At 69.8% G+C, this 19,633-nt stretch carries 15 protein-coding genes; 10 read left to right on the top strand and 5 right to left on the bottom strand.

All coding sequences use genetic code 11. From position 1 onward, the window contains the following. Positions 1 to 1,230 precede the first annotated feature (1,230 nt). Positions 1,231 to 2,577, top strand: coding sequence for an ATP-grasp domain-containing protein (locus ACGFNH_RS30115; RefSeq protein ID WP_393659116.1), 1,347 nt, complete (start codon positions 1,231 to 1,233; stop codon positions 2,575 to 2,577). Continuing rightward, complete coding sequence (locus ACGFNH_RS30110; RefSeq protein ID WP_393659114.1) at positions 2,574 to 3,932, top strand: EamA family transporter; 1,359 nt, start codon at positions 2,574 to 2,576, stop codon at positions 3,930 to 3,932. The genes ACGFNH_RS30115 and ACGFNH_RS30110 overlap by 4 nt, the downstream gene beginning before the upstream one ends. 164 nt (positions 3,933 to 4,096) lie before the next feature. On the opposite strand, the gene ACGFNH_RS30105 is transcribed toward ACGFNH_RS30110, so the two are convergent. Next, the gene (locus ACGFNH_RS30105; protein ID WP_393659217.1) at positions 4,097 to 5,749 is read right to left on the bottom strand and encodes a CocE/NonD family hydrolase; all 1,653 of its coding nucleotides are present in this window, start codon (positions 5,747 to 5,749) and stop codon (positions 4,097 to 4,099) included. A gap of 1,624 nt (positions 5,750 to 7,373) precedes the next feature. Continuing rightward, the gene (locus tag ACGFNH_RS30100; protein ID WP_393659112.1) at positions 7,374 to 7,715 is read right to left on the bottom strand and encodes a hypothetical protein; all 342 of its coding nucleotides are present in this window, start codon (positions 7,713 to 7,715) and stop codon (positions 7,374 to 7,376) included. A gap of 220 nt (positions 7,716 to 7,935) precedes the next feature. Here ACGFNH_RS30100 and ACGFNH_RS30095 point away from each other — a divergent pair, with 220 nt between their 5' ends. Both ACGFNH_RS30095 and ACGFNH_RS30090 read left to right on the top strand, forming a co-directional pair. Further along, positions 7,936 to 8,580 carry a CatB-related O-acetyltransferase gene (locus ACGFNH_RS30095; protein ID WP_393659110.1) on the top strand — a complete coding sequence of 215 codons (645 nt, stop codon included), beginning with the start codon at positions 7,936 to 7,938 and terminating at the stop codon, positions 8,578 to 8,580. A gap of 107 nt (positions 8,581 to 8,687) precedes the next feature. Then, entirely contained in the window at positions 8,688 to 8,972 is a 285-nt protein-coding gene (locus ACGFNH_RS30090; RefSeq protein WP_393659215.1) for a beta-1,3-glucanase family protein, read from the top strand. Positions 8,973 to 8,987: 15 nt separating this feature from the next. Here the strand turns inward: ACGFNH_RS30090 and ACGFNH_RS30085 are convergent, their stop codons facing one another. Together ACGFNH_RS30085 and ACGFNH_RS30080 are read right to left on the bottom strand one after the other, a co-directional pair. Then, positions 8,988 to 9,773 (bottom strand): hypothetical protein, encoded by a 786-nt coding sequence (locus ACGFNH_RS30085; protein ID WP_393659108.1) that lies wholly within the window; start codon positions 9,771 to 9,773, stop codon positions 8,988 to 8,990. Between the two features lie 457 nt (positions 9,774 to 10,230). Further along, on the bottom strand, positions 10,231 to 10,755 hold the full coding sequence (locus tag ACGFNH_RS30080; protein ID WP_393659107.1) for a hypothetical protein: 525 nt from the start codon (positions 10,753 to 10,755) through the stop codon (positions 10,231 to 10,233). On the opposite strand from ACGFNH_RS30080, the gene ACGFNH_RS30075 reads away from it, so the two are divergent. From ACGFNH_RS30075 to ACGFNH_RS30060, 4 genes are all read left to right on the top strand, one after another. Further along, a complete protein-coding gene (locus tag ACGFNH_RS30075) occupies positions 10,736 to 11,065 on the top strand; it encodes a hypothetical protein (protein ID WP_393659105.1) in 330 nt (109 codons plus the stop codon). The two genes, ACGFNH_RS30080 and ACGFNH_RS30075, sit on opposite strands and share 20 nt — an antisense overlap. Positions 11,066 to 11,482: 417 nt before the next feature. Beyond that, entirely contained in the window at positions 11,483 to 12,670 is a 1,188-nt protein-coding gene (locus ACGFNH_RS30070) for a LeuA family protein (protein ID WP_393659103.1), read from the top strand. Positions 12,671 to 12,755: 85 nt separating this feature from the next. Further along, positions 12,756 to 14,690: an FAD/NAD(P)-binding protein gene (locus tag ACGFNH_RS30065; protein ID WP_393659101.1), complete on the top strand. Its 1,935-nt coding sequence runs from the start codon at positions 12,756 to 12,758 to the stop codon at positions 14,688 to 14,690. Beyond that, on the top strand, positions 14,687 to 15,859 hold the full coding sequence (locus tag ACGFNH_RS30060) for a pyridoxal phosphate-dependent aminotransferase (protein WP_393659099.1): 1,173 nt from the start codon (positions 14,687 to 14,689) through the stop codon (positions 15,857 to 15,859). Before ACGFNH_RS30065 ends, ACGFNH_RS30060 begins: the two co-directional genes overlap by 4 nt. 99 nt (positions 15,860 to 15,958) lie before the next feature. Here ACGFNH_RS30060 and ACGFNH_RS30055 read toward each other — a convergent pair whose 3' ends face one another. Further along, positions 15,959 to 16,690, bottom strand: a complete 732-nt coding sequence (locus tag ACGFNH_RS30055; protein WP_393659097.1) for a DNA-binding response regulator — start codon at positions 16,688 to 16,690, stop codon at positions 15,959 to 15,961. 326 nt (positions 16,691 to 17,016) lie between these two features. Here ACGFNH_RS30055 and dhaL point away from each other — a divergent pair, with 326 nt between their 5' ends. Both dhaL and leuC read left to right on the top strand, forming a co-directional pair. Continuing rightward, on the top strand, positions 17,017 to 17,775 hold the full coding sequence (gene dhaL, locus ACGFNH_RS30050; protein ID WP_393659095.1) for a dihydroxyacetone kinase subunit DhaL: 759 nt from the start codon (positions 17,017 to 17,019) through the stop codon (positions 17,773 to 17,775). Between the two features lie 442 nt (positions 17,776 to 18,217). Then, a complete protein-coding gene (gene leuC, locus ACGFNH_RS30045; protein WP_393659093.1) occupies positions 18,218 to 19,621 on the top strand; it encodes a 3-isopropylmalate dehydratase large subunit in 1,404 nt (467 codons plus the stop codon). The last annotated feature ends 12 nt before the right edge of the window (positions 19,622 to 19,633 follow it).

The following is a 19,633-nucleotide window of genomic DNA, read 5'->3' as shown; positions in this document are numbered from 1 at the left end:
CCCCGGATCCACCCATCAACCGGCGCTGCCGGCACGCCGTTTTCGGGACTCGCACCACACGCAGCCCCGCCTTGGTCCTCCCCGATCTGAGAGCCGTTCGGGCCATGGCAGTGGCCGGAGCCAGCGTCCTGCCCCGGGACCTGCGCGCATCGAAGAACTCGCCACCGTCGCCGTGTTCCCCGCTCGACCCCGGGGTTCCCCGGATCAACACCCGCCATCGCGTGGGCCGTTCGGGCATCGAGGGCGCACCGCACATCGCCGCGACTCGCAAAGATCTGCTCCAACAGGCGCGCACGCCTGGCGACCGGACCTCAAGGGGCGCTGGAGGGCGCTCTACGGGGCCCGGCTCGGGCCCGTTGACGCCTCGAGGTCATCCACCCTCATGCGAAGGGAAGCCGCGGGAAGCCGGCGCTCCGCGGTGGTCCACGACAGGGGCGCTTCGGATGCGGCCGGGCAGCGCATCCGGATCCGGACCACGATCCGGATGCGCTTCCCGAGCGCGCGGGCCGGCACACGGGGCTTCCCCACGGAGGCGCGGCCCTACGAAGGGATCGACTCCGGAGCGTCGAGGCCGGGAGGGCACAGCGGTCGGGCCCGGCAGGCGAACCGATCGCGTCGAGCTCCCGGATGGCGGCGCCGCCGGGCTCGGCCGCTGATCGGATCGAGCCTGGTCCGTTACGGAGGGAAGGAGCGCGCGACCAGCGCGTGATTGGCGCCGCACGGGGCCGGGAGCGGCCGTTGCGGCGGGCCGGAGGGTGCGGACCGGAGCAACTCCGCGTAGGCGATGCTCCCTTGGACCGCTTCGTCACGTCTTGTAGGCGCCCGCAATCAGAGGGTATCCATATGTGCCGGACCGGCCCCGTGCGGCGGGATGACCTCGGGGCGGACCCGCCGTCCCGGCCGGTCCACCTCCCCGAGAAGGCGTTCGATCATGGAAACCGGCAAAGCGGACATTACTAGGGATATCTCCCGGTCTCAGGATGCAGATCACCGCCCAGACTGGATGGTGATCGACGCGGAAAGCCCAGTCGAAACCGTCCCCGAGGTCCTCCCGGCACCATCGTGCCCGACGTTCCGACGTCCCCCGGCCTCCACGACATGTCGGTGCCCTCCGTGACACCGGCGCCCTCACCGGCGGGCCCCTGTCGACTGCCCGATGACCCGCAGCTCGCGGGACCGGACGCCCACCTGCAGCGTCTGCCCCGCCCATTCCGCAAGGAGCCGTGAACCATGACGTCCACCGCCGTCCTCACCGGACCGACGAGCCGTGTCGACGCCCTCCCGCACCGGCCCCCGCACGGCCTCGTGGCCGTGGTCGACCCGCTGTCGACGGGCACCGAGCTCATCCGGGCGTTCCGCGACCGGGGCGAGGAACCCCTGCACGTGTACGACGACCCGGAGTGGTACCGGAAGGCCGTTGCGGACGGACACCCGTCCGTGCTCAGCCGGTCCGTCGAGGAGACCGCGGAGAGCCTCATGGCGCGGAATGTGCGGACCGTCGTCCCCGGCAGCGAGTACGGCGTCCCGCACGCCGACGCCCTGAACGCCCGCATGGGCCTCGACCTCCACGATCCGGCCCGATCCACGGTCCGCCGGAACAAGCTCGGCATGATGCGGGAACTGGAGGCTCAGGGTGTCCCCGTCCCCCTGACCCGGTCCGTACGCAGCGCGGATGAGCTGGAAGATGCGCTGCTCAGCCTTCCGGGGTTCCCCGTGTTCGTGAAGCCGGCCAACGCCGCGGGAAGCGACGGGTGCTTCACCTGCCGGAGCGCGGGCGAGGTGCGTACGGCCTTCGCCCGGATCGCCGGGCGCAGGAACCTGCTCCGGAATCTCAACGACACCGTGATCATCCAGGAGCTGCTGAACGGACCGCAGCTCATCGTGAACACCGTCAGCCACCAAGGCCGTCACCTTCTGACGGACTTCCAGACCTCACGTATCGACGAGGTCGAGGGCCGCCCGGTGTACCGCAACCAGCAGGTCGTACGGACTCTCAGCGAAGAGCACCGTGAGGTGGTGGATTACGCGTTCCGGTGTCTGGACGGGCTGGGGGTGCGCAACGGTGGTGCCGATACGGAGATACGTCTCACCGACCGGGGACCGCGGCTGGTGGAGGTGAACGCGCGGCTCATGGGCGCGACCCTCTCGCATTCCGCCTACTCGGCAGCGCTCGGCCACAATCAGGCGGACCTCATCGCCGAAAGGTACCTCTCCCCCGGCCGCTTCCTGCGTCGCCTCACGGAGCCCTACGCCCCGCACGCAGCCCTGGGCACCGCCTTTCTGCACCTGCCCCGCAAGGGCACCGTGCTGGGCATGCCCGGTCTCGACCGGCTGCGCGCCCTGCCGGGGTTCCACGGCGTCACGGGCATCGTCCCCGCCGGCGGCCGCGTGGAGGAGCCGTGGCTCTCCTGCGGACAGGCTGGGTTCGCCTTCTTCGTCCACTCCGACCCCGCCGTCGTCGACGAGTCGCTGCGGACGCTGCACGCCATGGAGGACCGGCGCGAGATCTACCGCGTCGACGAAGCCGAGGCACACATGCCCGCGGGGGCCGGGACGGACACGGGCGGCGGCCGATGATCGCCCTGGTGCTCTTCGCCCTCTTCCTCCAAGCCCTCTGCCACAACGCGGTGTCCATCCTGCTCTCGCCCCGGGAGAGCCTGGCCTTCTCCTTCGTGGCGTTCGTCCTGGCAGCGGTGGTGTTCCTCGTGGTGCGGCATCTGGGCGGCCGGTCCTCACGGACCCCCACAGGACGCGCCACGAAGGAACCCGCAACGACAGGACCGCTCTCTACGGCACCTACGACGGCGGAACGCGCCTCTGCGGACCGTGAGGTCCGCCGCTGGGTACGGGCCATCAATGTGGCCGGGGCCGTGTCGTTCCTCTGCTTCTACGCGGCCCTCACCCTGCTCCCCGCCTCCATCGTCACCGTGGTCGAGGCCTCCGCCGGGCCGCTCGTGCTCCTCGGCCTCGTCACGCTCTCCTCGAGCAGGAACGGCACGCTGGTGCACAAACGCGGGCGCGCCCAGTGGCTGCTCGCCTCGGTCATGCCACTGATCAGCCTTCTGATGTGCGTGGCGGCGCTGCGGGAACACAGCACCGCCGAGACCGTTGCCGGGGCCGCACTTGCGCTCGTCTCCGGTGTCGGTGTGGCCTTCGTCGCCGTCAGCTCGCATCATCTGGCACGTCACGGCGTGAGCCCCACACACGTCATGTCCGTCCGCTTCCACCTCAGTTACATCCTGGCGCTGGCGCTGCACTTCATCACCGCCGGCGCCCTGCCCACCGACTGGCAGCGTCTGCTCCTCATGGTCGCGCTGGGTCTGGGGGCCGTGGTCGTCCCCCTCTTCCTGTTCCAGATCGCCCTGCACCGCATCAGGCCCATCGTGTTCCTGCTGCTCTTCTCCTGCCTGCCCGCGATCACCCTGGGACTCGAATGGGCTCTCGGCCGTGCCCCCGACACCACTCTCCTCGCCCTGACCGGTGCGGCACTGGCGGTCTCCTTGGCGTACGTCCTCAGTGAGCACCCGAGCAGCCACCGCGCCCGTAAGGCGTCCCGACGCGGTCGGCAGAGCGAGGCGCGGGGCGGCGTACGGGTGGGGGCGGACGACGGTCGAGCCCACGGAGACGCACCGGCCCGCGTCCTCCTCGGCGATGGACCGCGCCTGCGCCTGAACCGCGACGGCACCACCGAGGTCGTGCGCATCATCGTGCCGGCCCTCCTGAAGCCCTCGTCGTCTCCACCGGCTTCGGGCCGCCCGTGGCCCAACTCCAGGGGCCTGCGCAGCCACGATGAGCGGCCCGGTCGAGCAACTCGCCTCCCGCGCCCACTCGCGAGGCCGGCAGGAGCGCACCATGCACGTGCGGCGGGACCAGGACGGCCGCATCGTCGGAACGGACAGCGACGGCGACCCTCGCGGCGGGGGCAGTGGTGACCTTGCGCCCGATGGTGGTGATGGATCCGTTGCAGACGGTCCGATGCCGCTTCCAGCCGGCCCGCCGGGATGGCGAGCCGCTCCACATCCCGCCATGGCCGGCCCCGATGCCGGCGCTCACCGTGGACCTGGTCCACAGTGAGCGCCACGCTCCGACGACCTCGTCAACGGACGACCGGAAGGCTGACCGTGGACCGGCCGGGGTCGATCGTGAATTCGGTGGCCCCGCCCTTCAACGGGACGAAGTTGCCGGCGTCCGCGCCGGCGATGGCGATACGCACGCGGTGCCCCTCGCGGAACAGGGCCGAGGTGGACACCAGGCCGATCGTGACGTCTTCCATCTCTCCGGGAGACATCGGGCGGGCATCCTTGCGCGCGTAGCTGTGCGGGACTCGTACCGCCGCATCGGGGTACTTGCCGGGATCCACCCGGCGGTTGGCCAGCCGCAGTTGGCCCTCGGTGATGTAGGTGACGCGTCCGTCGGGAGCGACGTCCTCCAGATAGACACGCACATCTGCATGGGGCTTGTCGACCGCCATACGCAGCTTGACGACCGGCATACCGGTGACCCGGACATCGCGACGCAGCGGCCCGCCGGTGTAGGTCAGCAAGCGACTGTCGGCCTTACGCCGGTCCGGGTAGACGATGTCCTCGCTGGTGAGGTTGCCGTTCCAGCGGCTCGCAGGTCCGGTACTGGCCTTCGGGTCGACCTTGTAGACGTCGGTGGACCCGCCTCCCAGCTTCCGGCTGTAGGTCTCGGTTCCCGAAGGGGGCCACACCGTCGTCGTGCGCCAGCGGTTCTCACCGAGGGTGTAGTAGGTGATCCGTTTCGCCTTGGCGGGACTGGCTGCCTTGACGTGCCGGTCGAAGAAGTCCATCAGCGCCTTCCACTGTTCTGCCGGGGAGGGCGCGGCGGGCTTGTCGGGTGAGTTGAAGGGATTGGCGTCAGCCTCTCCGCCGTGGGTCCACGGACCGATCACGACCTCCTGCGCGTTGCCGAACCTCAGGAACCGCGAGAGCGCGCCGTTGACCGTACCCGCGTCGAGCCAGCCGACGGGCACGAACATCGGCACCCGAGAACGGGAGATTTCCCGCTGGTAGCTGCCCGTGCTGCCGGCGGTCAGGGAAACTCCGCCCTGGCGGTCGTCGCGGAACGAGTTCTTCTTCAGGAGAGGGGCGATATCCACGTTGGACTGGTGTTCGCGCTGTGCCGCCTTGACGAGGGCGGAGCCTTGCCGTCCGTCCACGGGGCGCGGCTTGCCGAACTCGGCACGCCACTTGTCGTCGCAGGGTTTGCCCAGCTTCTCGGCGAGGTCGCACACCGCGCCGTCGACGCCGTCCAGCGCCCGGGAGGCCGTCAACCACCTGTAGATCACAGCCATCTCCGTGCCGCCCGGCCGGATGAGGTCGTGATACATCTCGTAGTCGTTGAACCGAGGCGCGATCGCGGTGAGATGGGGGTTGTCGAGCCGCGCCATCATCTCGGCGGTGTCGCCGTCATAGGAGTCGCCGAAGGTGCCGACCCGGCCCGTTGACCATGGCTGGGCACTGATCCAGTCGAGGATCTCGCCGTAGTCGGCGACTTCGGCTTTGGACAGCTCGCTGGTGCGGGTACCGAAGGACGCGCCGCTGCCGCGAGCGTCCACCAGAACGAGGGCGTAGCCCGCCTTGGTCCAGCGCTTGGTCTCCGCGGTGCCGGAGTCACCCGCCCTGCCCTTCCAGTAGCGGGTCGCCTTCATCGCCGTCGGGACCTTCCCGCGTGCTGCGAGCGGCTGGGGCAGCCAAACGTCCACAGCGATCCGTGTGCCGTCGCGCATCGGCACGTACAGCGACTGAAACCTGTCCTTCCGGTTGGTGGTAGGGCGTTCAACGGTTTTGGATGCTGATGGAGAGGCGGAGGATTTGCCAGTGGTGGCATTGGACGCCGATGGCGAGTCCGAGGACTTGTCGGTGGTGGAGCTGCACGCTGGTAGGGCGACCACGGATGCGCCTGCAAGGACCACTCCGGCGATAAGCGAACTACGCAGACGCACTGACTCTCTCCTTCTGGTCACAGGTGAAGACGGTTCGTATGTGCAGCACGGGAAGACTCCTTTGCATCGAAAACGGAAAATCTCACAGCTTTGAGCACGGCATGCTCGCGGAGAGGTGTTCTGACAAGACGTGCTCGGCCGACTCCAGCAGCGGAGGTTATTTCGCTCCGGGTTTCTCGTGACGGGCACGGACTACTCAACTCGCAGCGCGAGGCGACGGCCACGCTCCGCACCCGGAGTGCATTTCCCCGGTCGACGTCACGGCCAGTGGTCCCTCACGGGCCGCGCCCGTTACTCAACGGGCAGGAAATGCTGCATCCGGCCGGGACACGCTGTTTCCTGGGAATCCGGGAGCGCGGTGCAGGGCAGTCGGCGACCCTCGCCGACGACGACTTGGAGCAGGTCGGATGGCGCAGGGGCGGTTGCCCGTCACGCGCGCTGAGCTGCACCTGCTGGCCGGGAGCCGACCTTCAGCACCCGCTCCGAGCACGCGCAGCGCGCCGGCTCGGAGGCCACCCGCGCCCTCGGAGTCGGGTACAGGCAGGCGCCAAATTGACTGCCCACCACGGGCATGCGCAGGGTGCGGCGGAGGTCGGTCGCACTTCCGGGCTGTACGGGTCGATCCAGCATCCGTATCTGCCCCCAGGAAAAGGACTCGTTGGGTAAGCAGATGCCCTTTACGACGCCTTGACATGGGCATGCATCTCGGCAGGAAAGCCGTGCTCCACCGCCCAGGACGACCAACCGCGCGACGGCACCCATGGTGAATCAGGGGGTGATTCTTCGATTCATGGCGGCTCTGACCAACCTTTCTCGATGTCGTGTTGGATGAGAGGGGGGAAATCGATGTCGTCCCCGCAATGGAAACCCTGCCGCGATCCGCAGTGCATTGCACTGGCCGTAGCTTCACTTCTACGGGGTGGTGCTAGCACCACCATGTTGTTCGCTCTGCGGGCATCTCCCTGCTGATCCGCGATGGGAGTTGGCGCGCAGGACGACGGCTCCGGATTTGGTGGCCCTCCCCAACGACCGCATCGAGGGCAAGGAGTCATGTTCTGCGCGGCTCCGCGCTCCCCCGACCTGTCCTGCCGCGAATCCGCAGCCCGTTGCGTTTGGCCGCAGCACACGTTTTCGGGGGGGGGCTGGCACGACCCACTCCGCACCTCGCCCGCCCGCCCGCTCGCTCGCCCGCTCGCCCGCTCGCCCGACCGCTGATCAGCGGTCGGTGCGATGAGGGACAGCGTGCGGCCCTGCGGTGGGGATGATGCAGAACCGGCCCGGGAGAAGCTGGTCGGCGGACGATGACCTTGCCGCCGACCCGCCGTCTGGTGCGTGACGCCGGGGCCCCGGCCCAAGCTGGTCTTCCGGGCAACCGTCGTCCGCCGGTACTGCCCGATTCGACCTGCCGCTACGCGGCGACGATAAGGGCCAGCCCGACCGGCATCAGCACGACCTGGCCGATCAGCAGAGCCCACCGCCCCCTGTGTCCCACCCTGCGTGCGGGCAGCAGCAGAGCGGCGAGACCCAACACCCCGGAACACCCGAGCAACCACGCGCCAAGGTCCGCAAGGCCCGATGGGCCGGGGCCGCTGCCGTCGAGGGCTTCATCGATGGTGAAGAGCACTGACACGAAGAACACCGCAGGCAGGAGAGCGAGCGCGATACCGGAGATGAGGCGCAGTTCGCGGTGGCTGAGGGTGCGGGAGCGCCTTTCGGGCCCGGTCTCGTTCTCGTTCTCGTTCGTCGTCACGACGACGAGTCAAGCACCCGGGTTCGGGCGGGGCATCCGCTCTCCTACTCAGTTCGGGACACGGCCACGGTCCGGAGGCTGCGTACGGATCCGGGCCCTGGGGCGGACGGCTGCTCCGGGTGCGGAAACGGCCCCCTCCGCCGGGTACGCGACCGGTCGGGCAGGACAAGGACGCGATCATGAGAGGCTGGCTTCGACCGCGTACGGGAGGAGACGTGTGATGCCATCTGTTCCTGATCCCACTGTGGTTCACCCGATGCCCGGGCAGCCGCGTGTGGTGCTGCTGAAGCCCTTGGTCACCTCACCGCTGATCGAGGTCGGGGAGTTCTCCTACTACGACGATCCGGACGACCCGACGGCGTTCGAGACGCGCAATGTTCTGTACCACTACGGTCCGGAGAGGCTGGTCATCGGTAAGTTCTGCGCGCTGGGCGAGGGCGTGCGGTTCATCATGAATGGGGCAAACCATCGCATGGACGGCCCCTCGACATTTCCGTTCCCGATCATGGGCGGGTCCTGGGCCGAGCACTTCGATCTGATCACCGGCCTGCCCGGCCGCGGGGACACCGTGGTCGGCAACGACGTCTGGTTCGGATACGGGGCGTCGGTGATGCCCGGCGTCCGTATCGGTCATGGAGCGGTCATCGCCTCCGGTTCCGTCGTCGTCGACGACGTTCCCGATTACGCAATCGTCGGCGGCAACCCGGCCAGGCTCATCCGCCACCGTTTCGACGACGGGGACCGCGCCCGACTTCTGGACCTGGCCTGGTGGGACTGGCCCGTCCAGCGCATCACCGAGCACGTTCGCACGATCATGTCCGGCGACATCGACGCCCTTGAGGCAGCGGCTGCGCGGAGGGACTGAGGGCTGCCCTTGGGACGGGCGCCGGACATGGCGGGCTCCTCGCGGCACAAGTTCAGGCGATGGCGAGGCGGACGTGCAAGCTCCGCCGGCACGAGCGAGCCTGATCCATCCTTCCGGTCGTAGCGATCCTCCCGTGGAACCACTACCGGGATCAGACCACCGACCCCTGGTCACAAATCGTCCCCGCCAACTCCCCACAGGGATACGGCTTCCGGTACGACGACGTCAGCACCGCGGACCAACACCCGGTCGACGGCGGGACGAACGACGCCACCCCCACCCGCCGGCGCATCAGCGAGGTGCGGCACTCCCCTGCAACGGCACCGTCCGGCCGCCCCCGCGTGCGGGGCGGCCGGACGGTCGTGAACGCTGACGACTGGGGTGGGCCTTGAGCGAGTACGGGAAGGTCAGCCCCGGACCGCGGCGGCGCCCGAGGGGTTCCGCTTCGCCTCGGCGACCTTGGCCGAGACCGTCTTGTCGCCCTTCGCGCACTTGGCACTACGGCGCACCCAGGTGCCGGAGGCGATGCCGTTCTCCGTGATGGGGGTGTCGGCGAAGACGTCCCCGTAGGACCACATCGTGTGCTGGTCGCCCTCGGGGCCGACGGGCTCGCCGTATTCGGCGATCAGAGTGCCGTGCGTACGGGTCATGTTGGGCCGGAACTCCAGCCAACCCTTGTAGCCGGGCTCGATGTTGATCGTCACGGCCTCGGCCTTGGCCGTGGCCTTGCCGAAGCTTGTCGTCCTCGTCTCGGAGTACTGGTAGTTGGCACCCGCCGTGAGGACCTTCTGGAAGAGATTGCTCACCGTGATGCCGACGGTGTGCGTCCGCGCCAGCGAGACATCGGAGGTGACGGTGTGGGTGTTGGTGATGGCTATGAGGGCGTTGCCCGGGCCGGTGCAGTTCTCGAAGACATTGGACGTCCGCTGCGCCTTGCCCTCGATGACCTCACGCCGGTCCACCTGGTAGCGGCAGCCGTCTTCCTGAGACGGGCTCACATCGTCGTCGTAGGGGTTGGTTCCGTTGCAGTCGCCCACCAGATCGGGGTTGTCCGCATCCCAGCCGGGCATGTCGTGGGCGGAAGCGGAGGAGAGGTTCAGCGTGGCGAGCAGTCCACCGGCCACCAGAGCCACAGCTCCCTTGACCACAACTCCCCTGCGGTTCAGCTTGATCGCGCGCAAGTCGTTCTTCACCTTTCTCCCGGAGCACATGCATGTGCGAGGGGGCACGAGGCCGCCGGGCCGGCCATCCTGAGCGTCGCTCCATCGTGGCTTCGCAGTGGGAAGAAGAGTCAGGAAACTTCTGCTAGTTACTGCCGGTAGAGGGTTTGGGCATCGATCCCGGGAGGTAGGGCGCCGGGTCATTTCGCGACCGGAGTAAGCCTGTTCGTCTCGAACGGAGAGACAGGTCGCACTGCGCCGCGCCGACGACGCGGGGAAGGTGGCGGGGCTGCGGGGGTCGGAGCTGCGGGTCGCGCCTCTGGAGTCCCGGCGTCGTGGCCATCGGGCCCGATCCGCCAACGAGACCTTCCCGGCGACGAGTTCGTTGCAGGACGGTCGGCGGGCAGGTGCGAGATCCAGTACTTGACCGGCTCCACGCCCTACCGCCCAGATACGTGGAGGCGTTGGCGCGTGGAGGGGTTGGCGCGACTTACTGGCGGAGTGCTTTGGATTGCGCCGGGCTGAGGCGGTCCGGTCTCGTGGTGAGGGTGTATGTCCGGGGTCCGACGGTCCTCAGGGTGAGGGGATCTGCGATGGCCGGTTGCCGCCGGATCGCGTCCAGGGCGGCGGTGGCGCGGTCTTCGGGCCAATCGAGTGCGGTGGCCAGCGTGCCCAGGGAGAGCGGTCGGTCGGCGTGCACGAAGGCAGCGACCACGGTCAGCGCGTCGTACACGGCGGTCGCGGTGAGGGTGCTGCCGCTCATCTGCTCGCTGAGCCTGGCGAAGAACTGGCCCATCGCGCCGAGTCGGGTGCCGGCGGTCGTGTCGGCGCCGAAGATCTGGATGCCCCGCTGTGCGGCGGTTGCGATCTTGGAGTGTGCGCCGGTGTCGGCCTGCCACGCCCGGAGCCAGGCGTCGTCGTCGATGACGTAGCGTTCGCGGCGCCCGCCGGGATCCGGTTGGCGCACGACCAGTTCCATGGCTTCGAGGTAGCCGATGGACCTCAACCACGGCACGACACCCAGTGGAAAGCGCATCGTCTCGGCCGAGAGCATTCGAGAGATGCTGCGTTCGCGGGTGCCCGTACCGGATCCCCACATGTTCGGGCCCGTGTACCTGACCCTGGTCCTCGATCCGGTGCAGGCACAGTTCCTCCGGAAGCCGGACCGGATCAGATATGAGCTGCTCCCGGTGAGCGAGACCCATTTCCTGATGCCGCCGGCGCATCCGTTGGAGGACACCCAGACGGTCGCGATCTACGACTTCACCAACGGCACTTCCCAATACCTCCATACCAACTGCCGGGTGAATCCACGGCAAGGGTGACCATGGGTCGCGGAAACCATCGCGGGCGGCCGCCACGCTTCGACCCGGCGCGTCAGCCCAGCACGGGGCTTGCTCAGCATCAAGTGCCCCGCTACCCGCAGCCAACGGCGTCATGACCTAGGTCTGCCCCCTCGCCTCCGAGGACGGGTCGATCGGGAGCCATCGCCCCCGACTCCGGCGGCCGGTCCCGGCACGGCATGGCAGCGAGGTCGGCCGCGCATCGGCCTTGGGAGGACGCGGTGTGCGGACCATGGCCTTTGGTGGACCCCGCTCCACCAAAGACGCGGGAGTGATTCCGAGTGTGCGGTGCGGCGCCCGGCGCTCCTCCATCGGCTGATGACGCGCAGCCGCCCATTGCCAAGGATCGGTGCCGTTCGGCCGAGGAGTCCGAGCGCGTCCCAGGCCCTTGGGGGAAGAGTGAACGAGCACGCAGCACCCCGTCGTATCTCCGTCTTCGACACCACGCTCCGCGACGGCGAACAGGCGCCGGGCAACGCGATGGATCCTGAGCAGAAGCTCGAACTGGCCCAGCTGATCGCGGGGTTGGGCGTGGACACCGTCGAGGCGGGCTTTCCCGCCTCCTCACCCAGCGACTTCGAGGCGACCCGGCTGATCGCGCAGCATCTGTCCGGCACCAAGTTCGCCACGTTCTCCCGCACCACCCGCAAGGACGTCGAGATCGCCGTCGAGGCCGGCGGCACCGACAACCATCAGGTGCAGATGGTGGCCACCGGCAGCCAGATCCACCTGACCCACAAGCGCGGCATCACCCGGCACGCGGCAGTGCAGGAGGTCGTGGACACGGTGAAGTTCGCCGTCGAACTGGGCGTCACCGACATCGCCGTCGGCATCGAGGACGCCAGCCGCGGCGAGGACGACCTGCTGCGCGCGCTGACCGAGGCGGCCGTGGACGCGGGCGCGACCTGCATCATCCTGGCCGACACGACCGGGTGCCACCTCCCCGAGGAGTTCGGCACGCTCATCGGCAAGATCCGCCGGTGGGCGCCGCCGCCCATCAAGGTCTCCACCCACTGCCACAACGACTTCGGCCTGGCCACCGCCAACACGCTGGCCGGTCTCGCGGCCGGGGCGGACGAGATCCAGGTCGCCCTCGGCGGCATCGGCGAGCGGGCCGGCAACACCTCGCTCGAAGAGGTCGCGGCGGCCCTCGCGTACAAGACCGAGCTGCTCGGGATGACCACCGGTGTCCGTCTGGAGGCCATGTACGCGGCGTACAACCGGCTGCGCGAGATCATCCGGCTGGAGGTGCCGCGCAACAAGCCCATCTTCGGCCAGTACGTCTTCGGCACCGCGGCCGGTATCCACCAGCAGGGCATACTCAGCGACCCGAGCACCTACGAGTACGTCGAGCCGGCGCGGTTCGGCCGCGAACGCTCCCTGCTCATCGGGCGCCACTCCGGACGGACCGTGCTGCGCCACCTCATCGAACAGCTCGACGTGACGGTCGACGAGGCTGAGCTCGACGAGCTGTACCGCGTCCACATCGCCGAGCGCGAGAGGGGCGACTGCGAGGACCTGTCGGTCGTACGGGAGCGGCTCGCGCGTGAGCTCGGCATGCGCATGGCGGTGGCAGCGGCGCGATGAGGTTCCGCACCATCGAATCGCTGAATCTGCCCGGGAGTTGTGCGTACATCGTTGACCGCGAGGTCGGCGGGGAGAGGGCGGCCGCATGAGTGCGACGCGCATCGCTGTGATCGGCGGCGGGCCCAGAGGGATGATGGTGCTCGAGCGGCTCGCCGCCCGCCTCTCGGAGCACCCGGGCCCCCTGGATGTCCGGCTGCTCCTGGTGGACGCGGTGGAGCCGGGGGCCGGACAGGTCTACCGGACCGACCAGCCCGACTGGTTCCTGATGAACACCGTGGCGGGGCAGTGCTCCGCGTACTCGGGCGAGCCCGACGGCGGCCCGGCACGGGCCGGGGCCGGTCCGTCGTTCGGCGAGTGGTGGGAGTCCGTCGGGGACTACCCCGGCCCGGACAGCTACGCGCCGCGCCGGCAGTACGGCCGTTATCTGCGCGCGGTGCTCACCGCGGTGGAAGCGTCCCTGCCGTCCGGCGTACGACTGCGCTGCATCAAGGAGCGGGTCGAGGACGTCGCACGCATTGACGGCCGCTACGGGATCGCGCTGTCGAGTGGCGAGCGGCTGGACGTCGACCGGGTCGTGCTCACCACCGGGCACTCCCGCAACCGGCTCACGGGCCGGGAAGGCGACCTCGCCGACTTCGCGCGGCAGCATCCGGAACTCCGTTACATCCAGGGCGAGTCGGCGGCCGACATGCCCCTGGACGAGATCGCGCCCGGCTCCGGCGTCGGTGTGATCGGGCTCGGCCTGTCCTTCTACGATGTGATGGCCGCCCTCACCATCGGGCGGGGCGGCCGCTTCACCCCGCGCGATGACGGCACGCTCGTCTACCGGCCGAGCGGCGAGGAACCGGTGATCGTCGCCGGTTCCCGCAGCGGGATGCCCCTGCCGGCCCGGGGCCGCAACCAGAAGCCTCCCCGGTACTCCTACCGCCCGGTGCTGTTCACCCCCGCACGCGTCCGCGCCCACCAGCCGCGCGGGCCGCTCGACTTCATGAGCCATCTCTTCCCGTGGCTCATGGCCGAGATCGAGCTCGTGTACTACGGAACGGCGCTGCGGCGCGCCTTCGGAGGCGAGGTCGCCGAACGATTTCGCGCACAGGTGGAGCTCGCCGCCGAGCAGGGCGTGCCACCGGTGGAGGCCATCGCCGGGCGGCTGGGGCTGCATGACGTTCCGCCGATCGACATCGACGCGCTCGCCCGGCCGTTCGCGCACCGCAGGTTCACAGGTCCGGGAGACTTCGAGCGCGCGCTGCGCCAGGAGATCGAGCAGGATCTGACGTACGCGGCCGAGGGGAACGTCGACGCCCCGCTGAAGGCGGCGCTCGACGTCATGCGCGACACCCGCTGGGTCATCCGCGACCTGGTCGACTTCTCCGGGCTGACCGGGCGCTCACAGCGGGAGGACTTCCTCGGCTGGTACGTGCCCAGGGCCTCGTTCCTCGCGGCCGGGCCGCCGAGGGAGCGGCTCCAGCAGGTGCTCGCCCTGATCGACCACGGGATGCTGCGCGTCGTCGGGCCGCGGACTCGCTTCGACACCGGCCCGACCGAGGGCCGCTTCGTGGTGTCCTCGCCCCAGGTCCCCGGTTCCGCAGTCCGGGTCACAACGCTGGTCGACGCCCGGATCCCCGACCCCGATCTGCGCCGGGACCTCAGCTCGCTCACGGCCCGGCTGCGCGAGTCCGGCGCGTGGACGAGCTATGTCAACCACAGCGACGGCGCGGGCTACGACACCGGCGGACTCGCCGTGACCCGCAGCCCGTTCCATCCCGTGGACCGTGACGGCAGCGTCGACGAGGGCATGTACGTCCTCGGCATCCCCACCGAGCACACCAGGTGGTTCATGCAGGTCGGCAGCAGCCGACCGGGCATGTGGAGCGACTTCGTCCATGACGCCGACGCCATTGCGGCGCACGCGCTTCGTCCGGTGACCCGGACCGGTGTGCCCCGGGCGCGTACCCCCGAGCTGGTCGGCCCGGGTGTCGAGACGGCAGGCGAGCGATCGCCGGAGATGAAGGCGGGATGAGCGTGCGCGTCGCACAGCGGTTCTCGGGTGTCGAGCGGTCCGCGACCGTCGCCCTGCTGGAGACGGTCCAGCGGCTGCGGCGCAGCGGTGTCGAGGTGCTGGACCTCAGCGGTGGCGAACCGGACTTCACCACGCCGGCGCCCGTCGTGGCGGAGGCCGTCTCGGCGCTGCAGGACGGCGACACCCACTACACCCCGAGCCGGGGCGTCCCCGAACTCCTGGAGGCCGTCGCGGACAAGCTCGCCGCCGAGAACGGCATCCGCGTGGATCCGGCCACCGGCGTCATCGTCACCCCGTCGGCCAAACAAGCGCTGTTCACGGGGCTGATGACCGTGCTCGACCCGGGGGACGAGGTCATCGTGCCCACTCCGGCGTGGGTGAGCTACCCGGCGATGGCGGGCCTGCTCGGCGCCCGCGCGGTGGCGGCCGAGCTCAGCGCCGAGGACGGGTTCCGGCTGTCCCGGCGGGTCCTGGAGGACCGGGTCACGGACCGCACCCGGGCGCTGGTCGTGAACACGCCGGCCAACCCGACAGGGCACGTACTGGACCGCGAAGAGGCCGAGGAGATCGTGGCGTTCGCGGTGGCGCACGACCTCGTACTCGTCGTGGACGAGATCTACGAGAAGATCGTTTACGACGGCCGCGGTCACCTCAGCCTGGCGAGCCTGCCCGGCGCGGCGGACCGGACGATCACGGTCAACGGCTTCTCCAAGGCGTACGCGATGACGGGCTGGCGGCTCGGCTACCTGGCGGGGCCCGAGCCGCTGATCTCACATGCCCTCAAGGTCCAGGAGCACACGGTGAGTTGTGCCGCGTCCTTCGTGCAGCGCGGGGGTGTGGCGGCATTGACCCGGACGGCCGACGACGTCGCGGGGATGCTCACGGAGTACACGGAGCGACGGGAGATGGCGGTCTCCGCGCTGAATGCGCTGCCCGGCGTCACCTGCGCCTACCCGGGGGGCGCGTTCTACGCGTTCGCCGACGTACGGGGCACGGGGCTCACGTCGGCCGCCTTCGCCCAGCGGCTGCTCGACGAGGCCGCGGTCACGGTGGCTCCGGGCTCGGCGTTCGGGGCGGGCGGCGAGGGGTACGTGCGGCTGTCGTTCGCGGCGTCCCGGGAGGTTCTGCAGGGGGCGATGGAACGGTTGACCCAGTGGGCGGCGAACTGATCGGGAGGCGACAAGGACGTGGCGACACGGACGAAAGGAGGGCTGCTGCCCCGCTCGGGGCGGCCGGCGCCCTTTCGTCCGTCTGCCGTCGGGCCGGTTTCAGGCCACTTCGGCCGACCGGCGCCGGGCGGCGGGTGCGGCTGTGTCGCTCTCGGCGCGCCAGGACTGCTGGAACAGCAGCACGGCCTCCAGCCGGTTGCGGGCGCCGAGCTTGGTCAGCGCGTGGGAGACATGGCTCTTGACGGTGGCGGGCGAGACCCGTAATCGGACCGCCGTCTCGGCCGTCGACATGCCTTCCGCGAGGTGCCGCAGCACCTCCTGTTCGCGCGAGGTGAGGGTGTGCAGGAGGTCCATGGAACCGGCGGGGGCCGGGACCGGCGGGGCGGACACCCGCCGGGTGTACAGAGCACGCAGCTCCGGGGAGAGCACCGTGTGGCCGGAAGCAACCGCACGGATGGCAGCGGCGACCTTGGCGACCTTGATGGTCTTCACCAGGCAACCGGTGGCACCGGCCGCGAAGACGGCGTCGAGGCGCCGCTGGGTCCAGCCGGTGCCGACGACCAGGACCCGCACCTTCCGCAGGTCCAGCTGCCGGATCAGGCCGGTGGCGTCCTCGCGCGGGGCGATGGCCAGGACGGCCACATCGACGTGACCGAGCGGCCACTGCTGCAGTGGCTGCTGGTTGTTCACGCTGCCCACCACGTCGAGTTGGGCCGAGGTACCGAGGACGCTTGTCAGAACGTGGCGCGAGATGGGGTCGTGGTCCGCCACCAGCACGCGCGCTCTGTCGTCGGCGGATTCCGCGCCGAACAGATCACGTTCCAGAGACATGAGGTACGCCCTTCGTCAAGTGTGCGATCGATCGACCTGAAGCCTAATCACGGGAATTGCGTTCAGCAATGACGAACAGCGTTCTGAACAGATTCGTGACAGTCGGACTGTGCCTGCCTCCCGCACGGTCCCGGTTCAAGCGGGTGCGAACCCCGCGGCTCGCCGGCGGAGGTCCGCGCCCTCATGAGGCAGGAGCACGTGAACTCCCCTTCCACAGAAGTGCCTTGACCGGCCGACAGGGTCGGCATTACCGTCGGGCTCTTGCGGGGGAGCAAGATCGGTTCTTTGCGTGAGCACACAGCAGCTCACCGGGGCCCCTCCGACGGGTGTCGCTCGGCACGGCTGTCGGGTGTCGGCGCCCATGTGTCGCTGTAACGGGGAGAATCGTGGATATCGCGCTGGCCAGATCCTGGCTCTTAGCATTCGCTCGGGCGGTCGAGGAGGGCGTGGACCGACTCACCGCTCTTGATTCCGCGATCGGGGACGGTGACCACGGCGTCAACATGCGCCGGGGCATGTCCCAGGTCCGCCGGCTGCTGTTGAAGGACGAGCCGCGCAGCACCGTGGGTGAACTGCTCGGCGAGACAGGGCGATTACTCCGGACCCATGTGGGCGGAGCGTCCGGCGTGTTGTACGGGAGTACGTTCCAGGCGATGGGCGCCGCGCTGCCGGTCCATCGGGCGGGGGTGGCCCAGCTCGCCGATGCCCTGGAGGCGGGACTCGCCGCAGTGGTCGGGCTGGGAGCCGCGGTCCGGGGCGACAAGACCATGGTCGACGCTTTTGCGCCGGCCGTGACGGCCTTTCATGAGGTGTGCGTGGCGGGTGGGGACCTGGAGGCCGCGGCTGCGGCCGCCGCGGCGGCCGCGGCGGAAGGCGCCCGGTCCACGGTCCCGCTGCAGGCGCGCAAGGGCCGCGCCTCGTATCTCGGCTATCGCAGCATCGGCCACCCGGACCCGGGGGCCGCCTCCACCGAGATGCTCTTCAGATCACTCGCCGAGCAGGTGGCGCAGGAGGCGACGTCGTCCTGCGGGCGGGAAGGATGCCTGCCGGTCGTGATGCACGAGAGCTCATCGGCCAGAACGTAACGCGGGCCCGGCCGGCAGATCAGGTCGCTCCGCCGGTGGACGTGCGCCGCACGAAGGGCAGTTCGTCGTCGAGGACGAGGGCCTCGTGACACGTCCACACCGACACTCCGTGGCCGACGAACCCCCACTCCCGGGCGTCCCGGACCGGACAGGCGGCGGTCCGGTCCGGGCCGGCGGTGAACCGGACACGGATTCAGTTCCGCCGGGACGAGTGCGTCGAGGTGTCCCTTCACTTCTCCTCCGGGGTGCCGACGGCAATCAGAACGGGAGCGGGACGCGCGTTCATCCTGATCGTCCCGAGCCGCCGCGTCATCCACCGACGGAGGACATGACCGGCCGTCATGGCCCGGGTGCGCCGAAGGAGGAGTGCCGTGCATCGGTGGAGGAGGCCTCCACCATCGGCCGATGCCCCGGCGCACCGCGTGCCACGAGCCTTGCGGTCATGGGTTCAACGCTTGCGCAGAAGGTCTGGGCCGATCACACGGTCCGCGGGGGCGAGGCAGGGGGCGACGACCTCCTCTACGTCGACCTGCACCTGCTCCACGAGGTGAATACGCCCCGGGCGTTCGACGGCCTGCGGGCCGCCGGACGTGCCGTGCGTCGCCCCGAGCTGACGCTGGGCACGGAGGACCACAATGTGCCCACCACATCCCTCCTCGACGGGTTCGGCGATCCGGCGGGCCGTCGGCAGGCCGCCCAACTCCGGGACAACTGCGACGCCTTCGGGATCACCGTGCACCGGCGCGGCGACAAGGGACACGGCATCGTGCACGTCATCGGGCCGGAACAGGGGCTGGTCCGGCCCGGGATGACGATCGTGTGCTGCGACTCGCACACCACCACCCTCGGCGCGTTCGGCGCCATCGCGTTCGGCATCGGCACCAGCCAGGTCGAGCACGTGCTGGCCACCCAGACACTGTGGACGCGCCGGCCCCAGGACATGGCGGTCACCGTCACAGGGCGGCTCCCGGCGGACGCGACACCCAAGGACCTGGTGATGGCGCTGATCGCGCTCATCGGCACCGGCGGCGGCCAGGGGCACATCATCGAGTACCGGGGTCCGGCCGTCGAGGCGCTGTCGATGGAAGGCCGCATGACCCTGTGCAACATGTCGGTGGAGGCCGGGTCCAAGGCCGGGCTCGTCGCCCCCGACGAGACGACCTTCGCCTATCTGCGCACGCGTCCCGGCATGCCCGAGGGCGCGGACTGGGACGCGGAGGTGGCGTACTGGGAGTCCCTGCGCACCGACCCGGACGCGCGGTTCGACAAGCAGGTCACCCTCGACGCCGGGACGGTCCGGCCGTACGTCTCCTGGGGGACCAATCCGGCACAGAGCCTGCCGCTCGACGGCCGAGTGCCGAGTCCGGGCGACTTCACCACGGCCACCGAGCGCGCGGCGGCCGAACGCGCCCTGGAGTACATGGACCTGAAGCCCGGCGGCCGCCTGACGGACATCGGGGTCGACACCGTGTTCGTGGGCTCCTGCACCAACGGCCGCATAGAGGACCTGCGCGCCGCGGCCGAGGTGCTGCGCGGGCGCCGGGTGGCCGACGGGGTGCGCATGCTCGTCGTACCCGGCTCTGCCGCGGTGCATCAGCAGGCCCTGGACGAGGGACTCGACCGGGTCTTCACCGGTGCCGGCGCGGACTTCCGCCCCATCGCGGGCTGCTCGATGTGCTGCGGTCTGAACGAGGACCGGCTGCGGCCCGGACAGCGCGCCGTGTCCACCAGCAACCGCAACTTCGAAGGCCGGCAGGGCAAGCAGTCGCGCACCCACATCGCGTCTCCGGCCGTGGCCGCGGCCAGCGCCGTCACCGGCCGGATCACCGCACCCACCGACCTGTGAGGCCACGCACCG

This window comes from Streptomyces sp. NPDC048639 (genome assembly GCF_043199075.1).
In the GTDB taxonomy this organism is placed as follows: Bacteria; Actinomycetota; Actinomycetes; order Streptomycetales; family Streptomycetaceae; genus Streptomyces.
The sequence above is the reverse complement of the archived record's forward strand: the minus strand, read 5'-3'. Positions and strand labels throughout refer to the sequence as shown.

Excerpts from the sequence above, each read along its gene's own strand:
- ACGFNH_RS30115 (WP_393659116.1), top strand. The coding sequence starts at position 1,231 with ATGACGTCCACCGCCGTCCTCACCGGACCGACGAGCCGTGTCGACGCC.
- ACGFNH_RS30110 (WP_393659114.1), top strand. The coding sequence starts at position 2,574 with ATGATCGCCCTGGTGCTCTTCGCCCTCTTCCTCCAAGCCCTCTGCCAC.
- ACGFNH_RS30105 (WP_393659217.1), bottom strand. The coding sequence starts at position 5,749 with ATGCGCGACGGCACACGGATCGCTGTGGACGTTTGGCTGCCCCAGCCG.
- ACGFNH_RS30095 (WP_393659110.1), top strand. The coding sequence starts at position 7,936 with ATGCCATCTGTTCCTGATCCCACTGTGGTTCACCCGATGCCCGGGCAG.
- ACGFNH_RS30075 (WP_393659105.1), top strand. The coding sequence starts at position 10,736 with ATGGACCTCAACCACGGCACGACACCCAGTGGAAAGCGCATCGTCTCG.
- ACGFNH_RS30065 (WP_393659101.1), top strand. The coding sequence starts at position 12,756 with ATGAGTGCGACGCGCATCGCTGTGATCGGCGGCGGGCCCAGAGGGATG.
- ACGFNH_RS30060 (WP_393659099.1), top strand. The coding sequence starts at position 14,687 with ATGAGCGTGCGCGTCGCACAGCGGTTCTCGGGTGTCGAGCGGTCCGCG.
- ACGFNH_RS30055 (WP_393659097.1), bottom strand. The coding sequence starts at position 16,690 with ATGTCTCTGGAACGTGATCTGTTCGGCGCGGAATCCGCCGACGACAGA.
- leuC (WP_393659093.1), top strand. The coding sequence starts at position 18,218 with ATGGGTTCAACGCTTGCGCAGAAGGTCTGGGCCGATCACACGGTCCGC.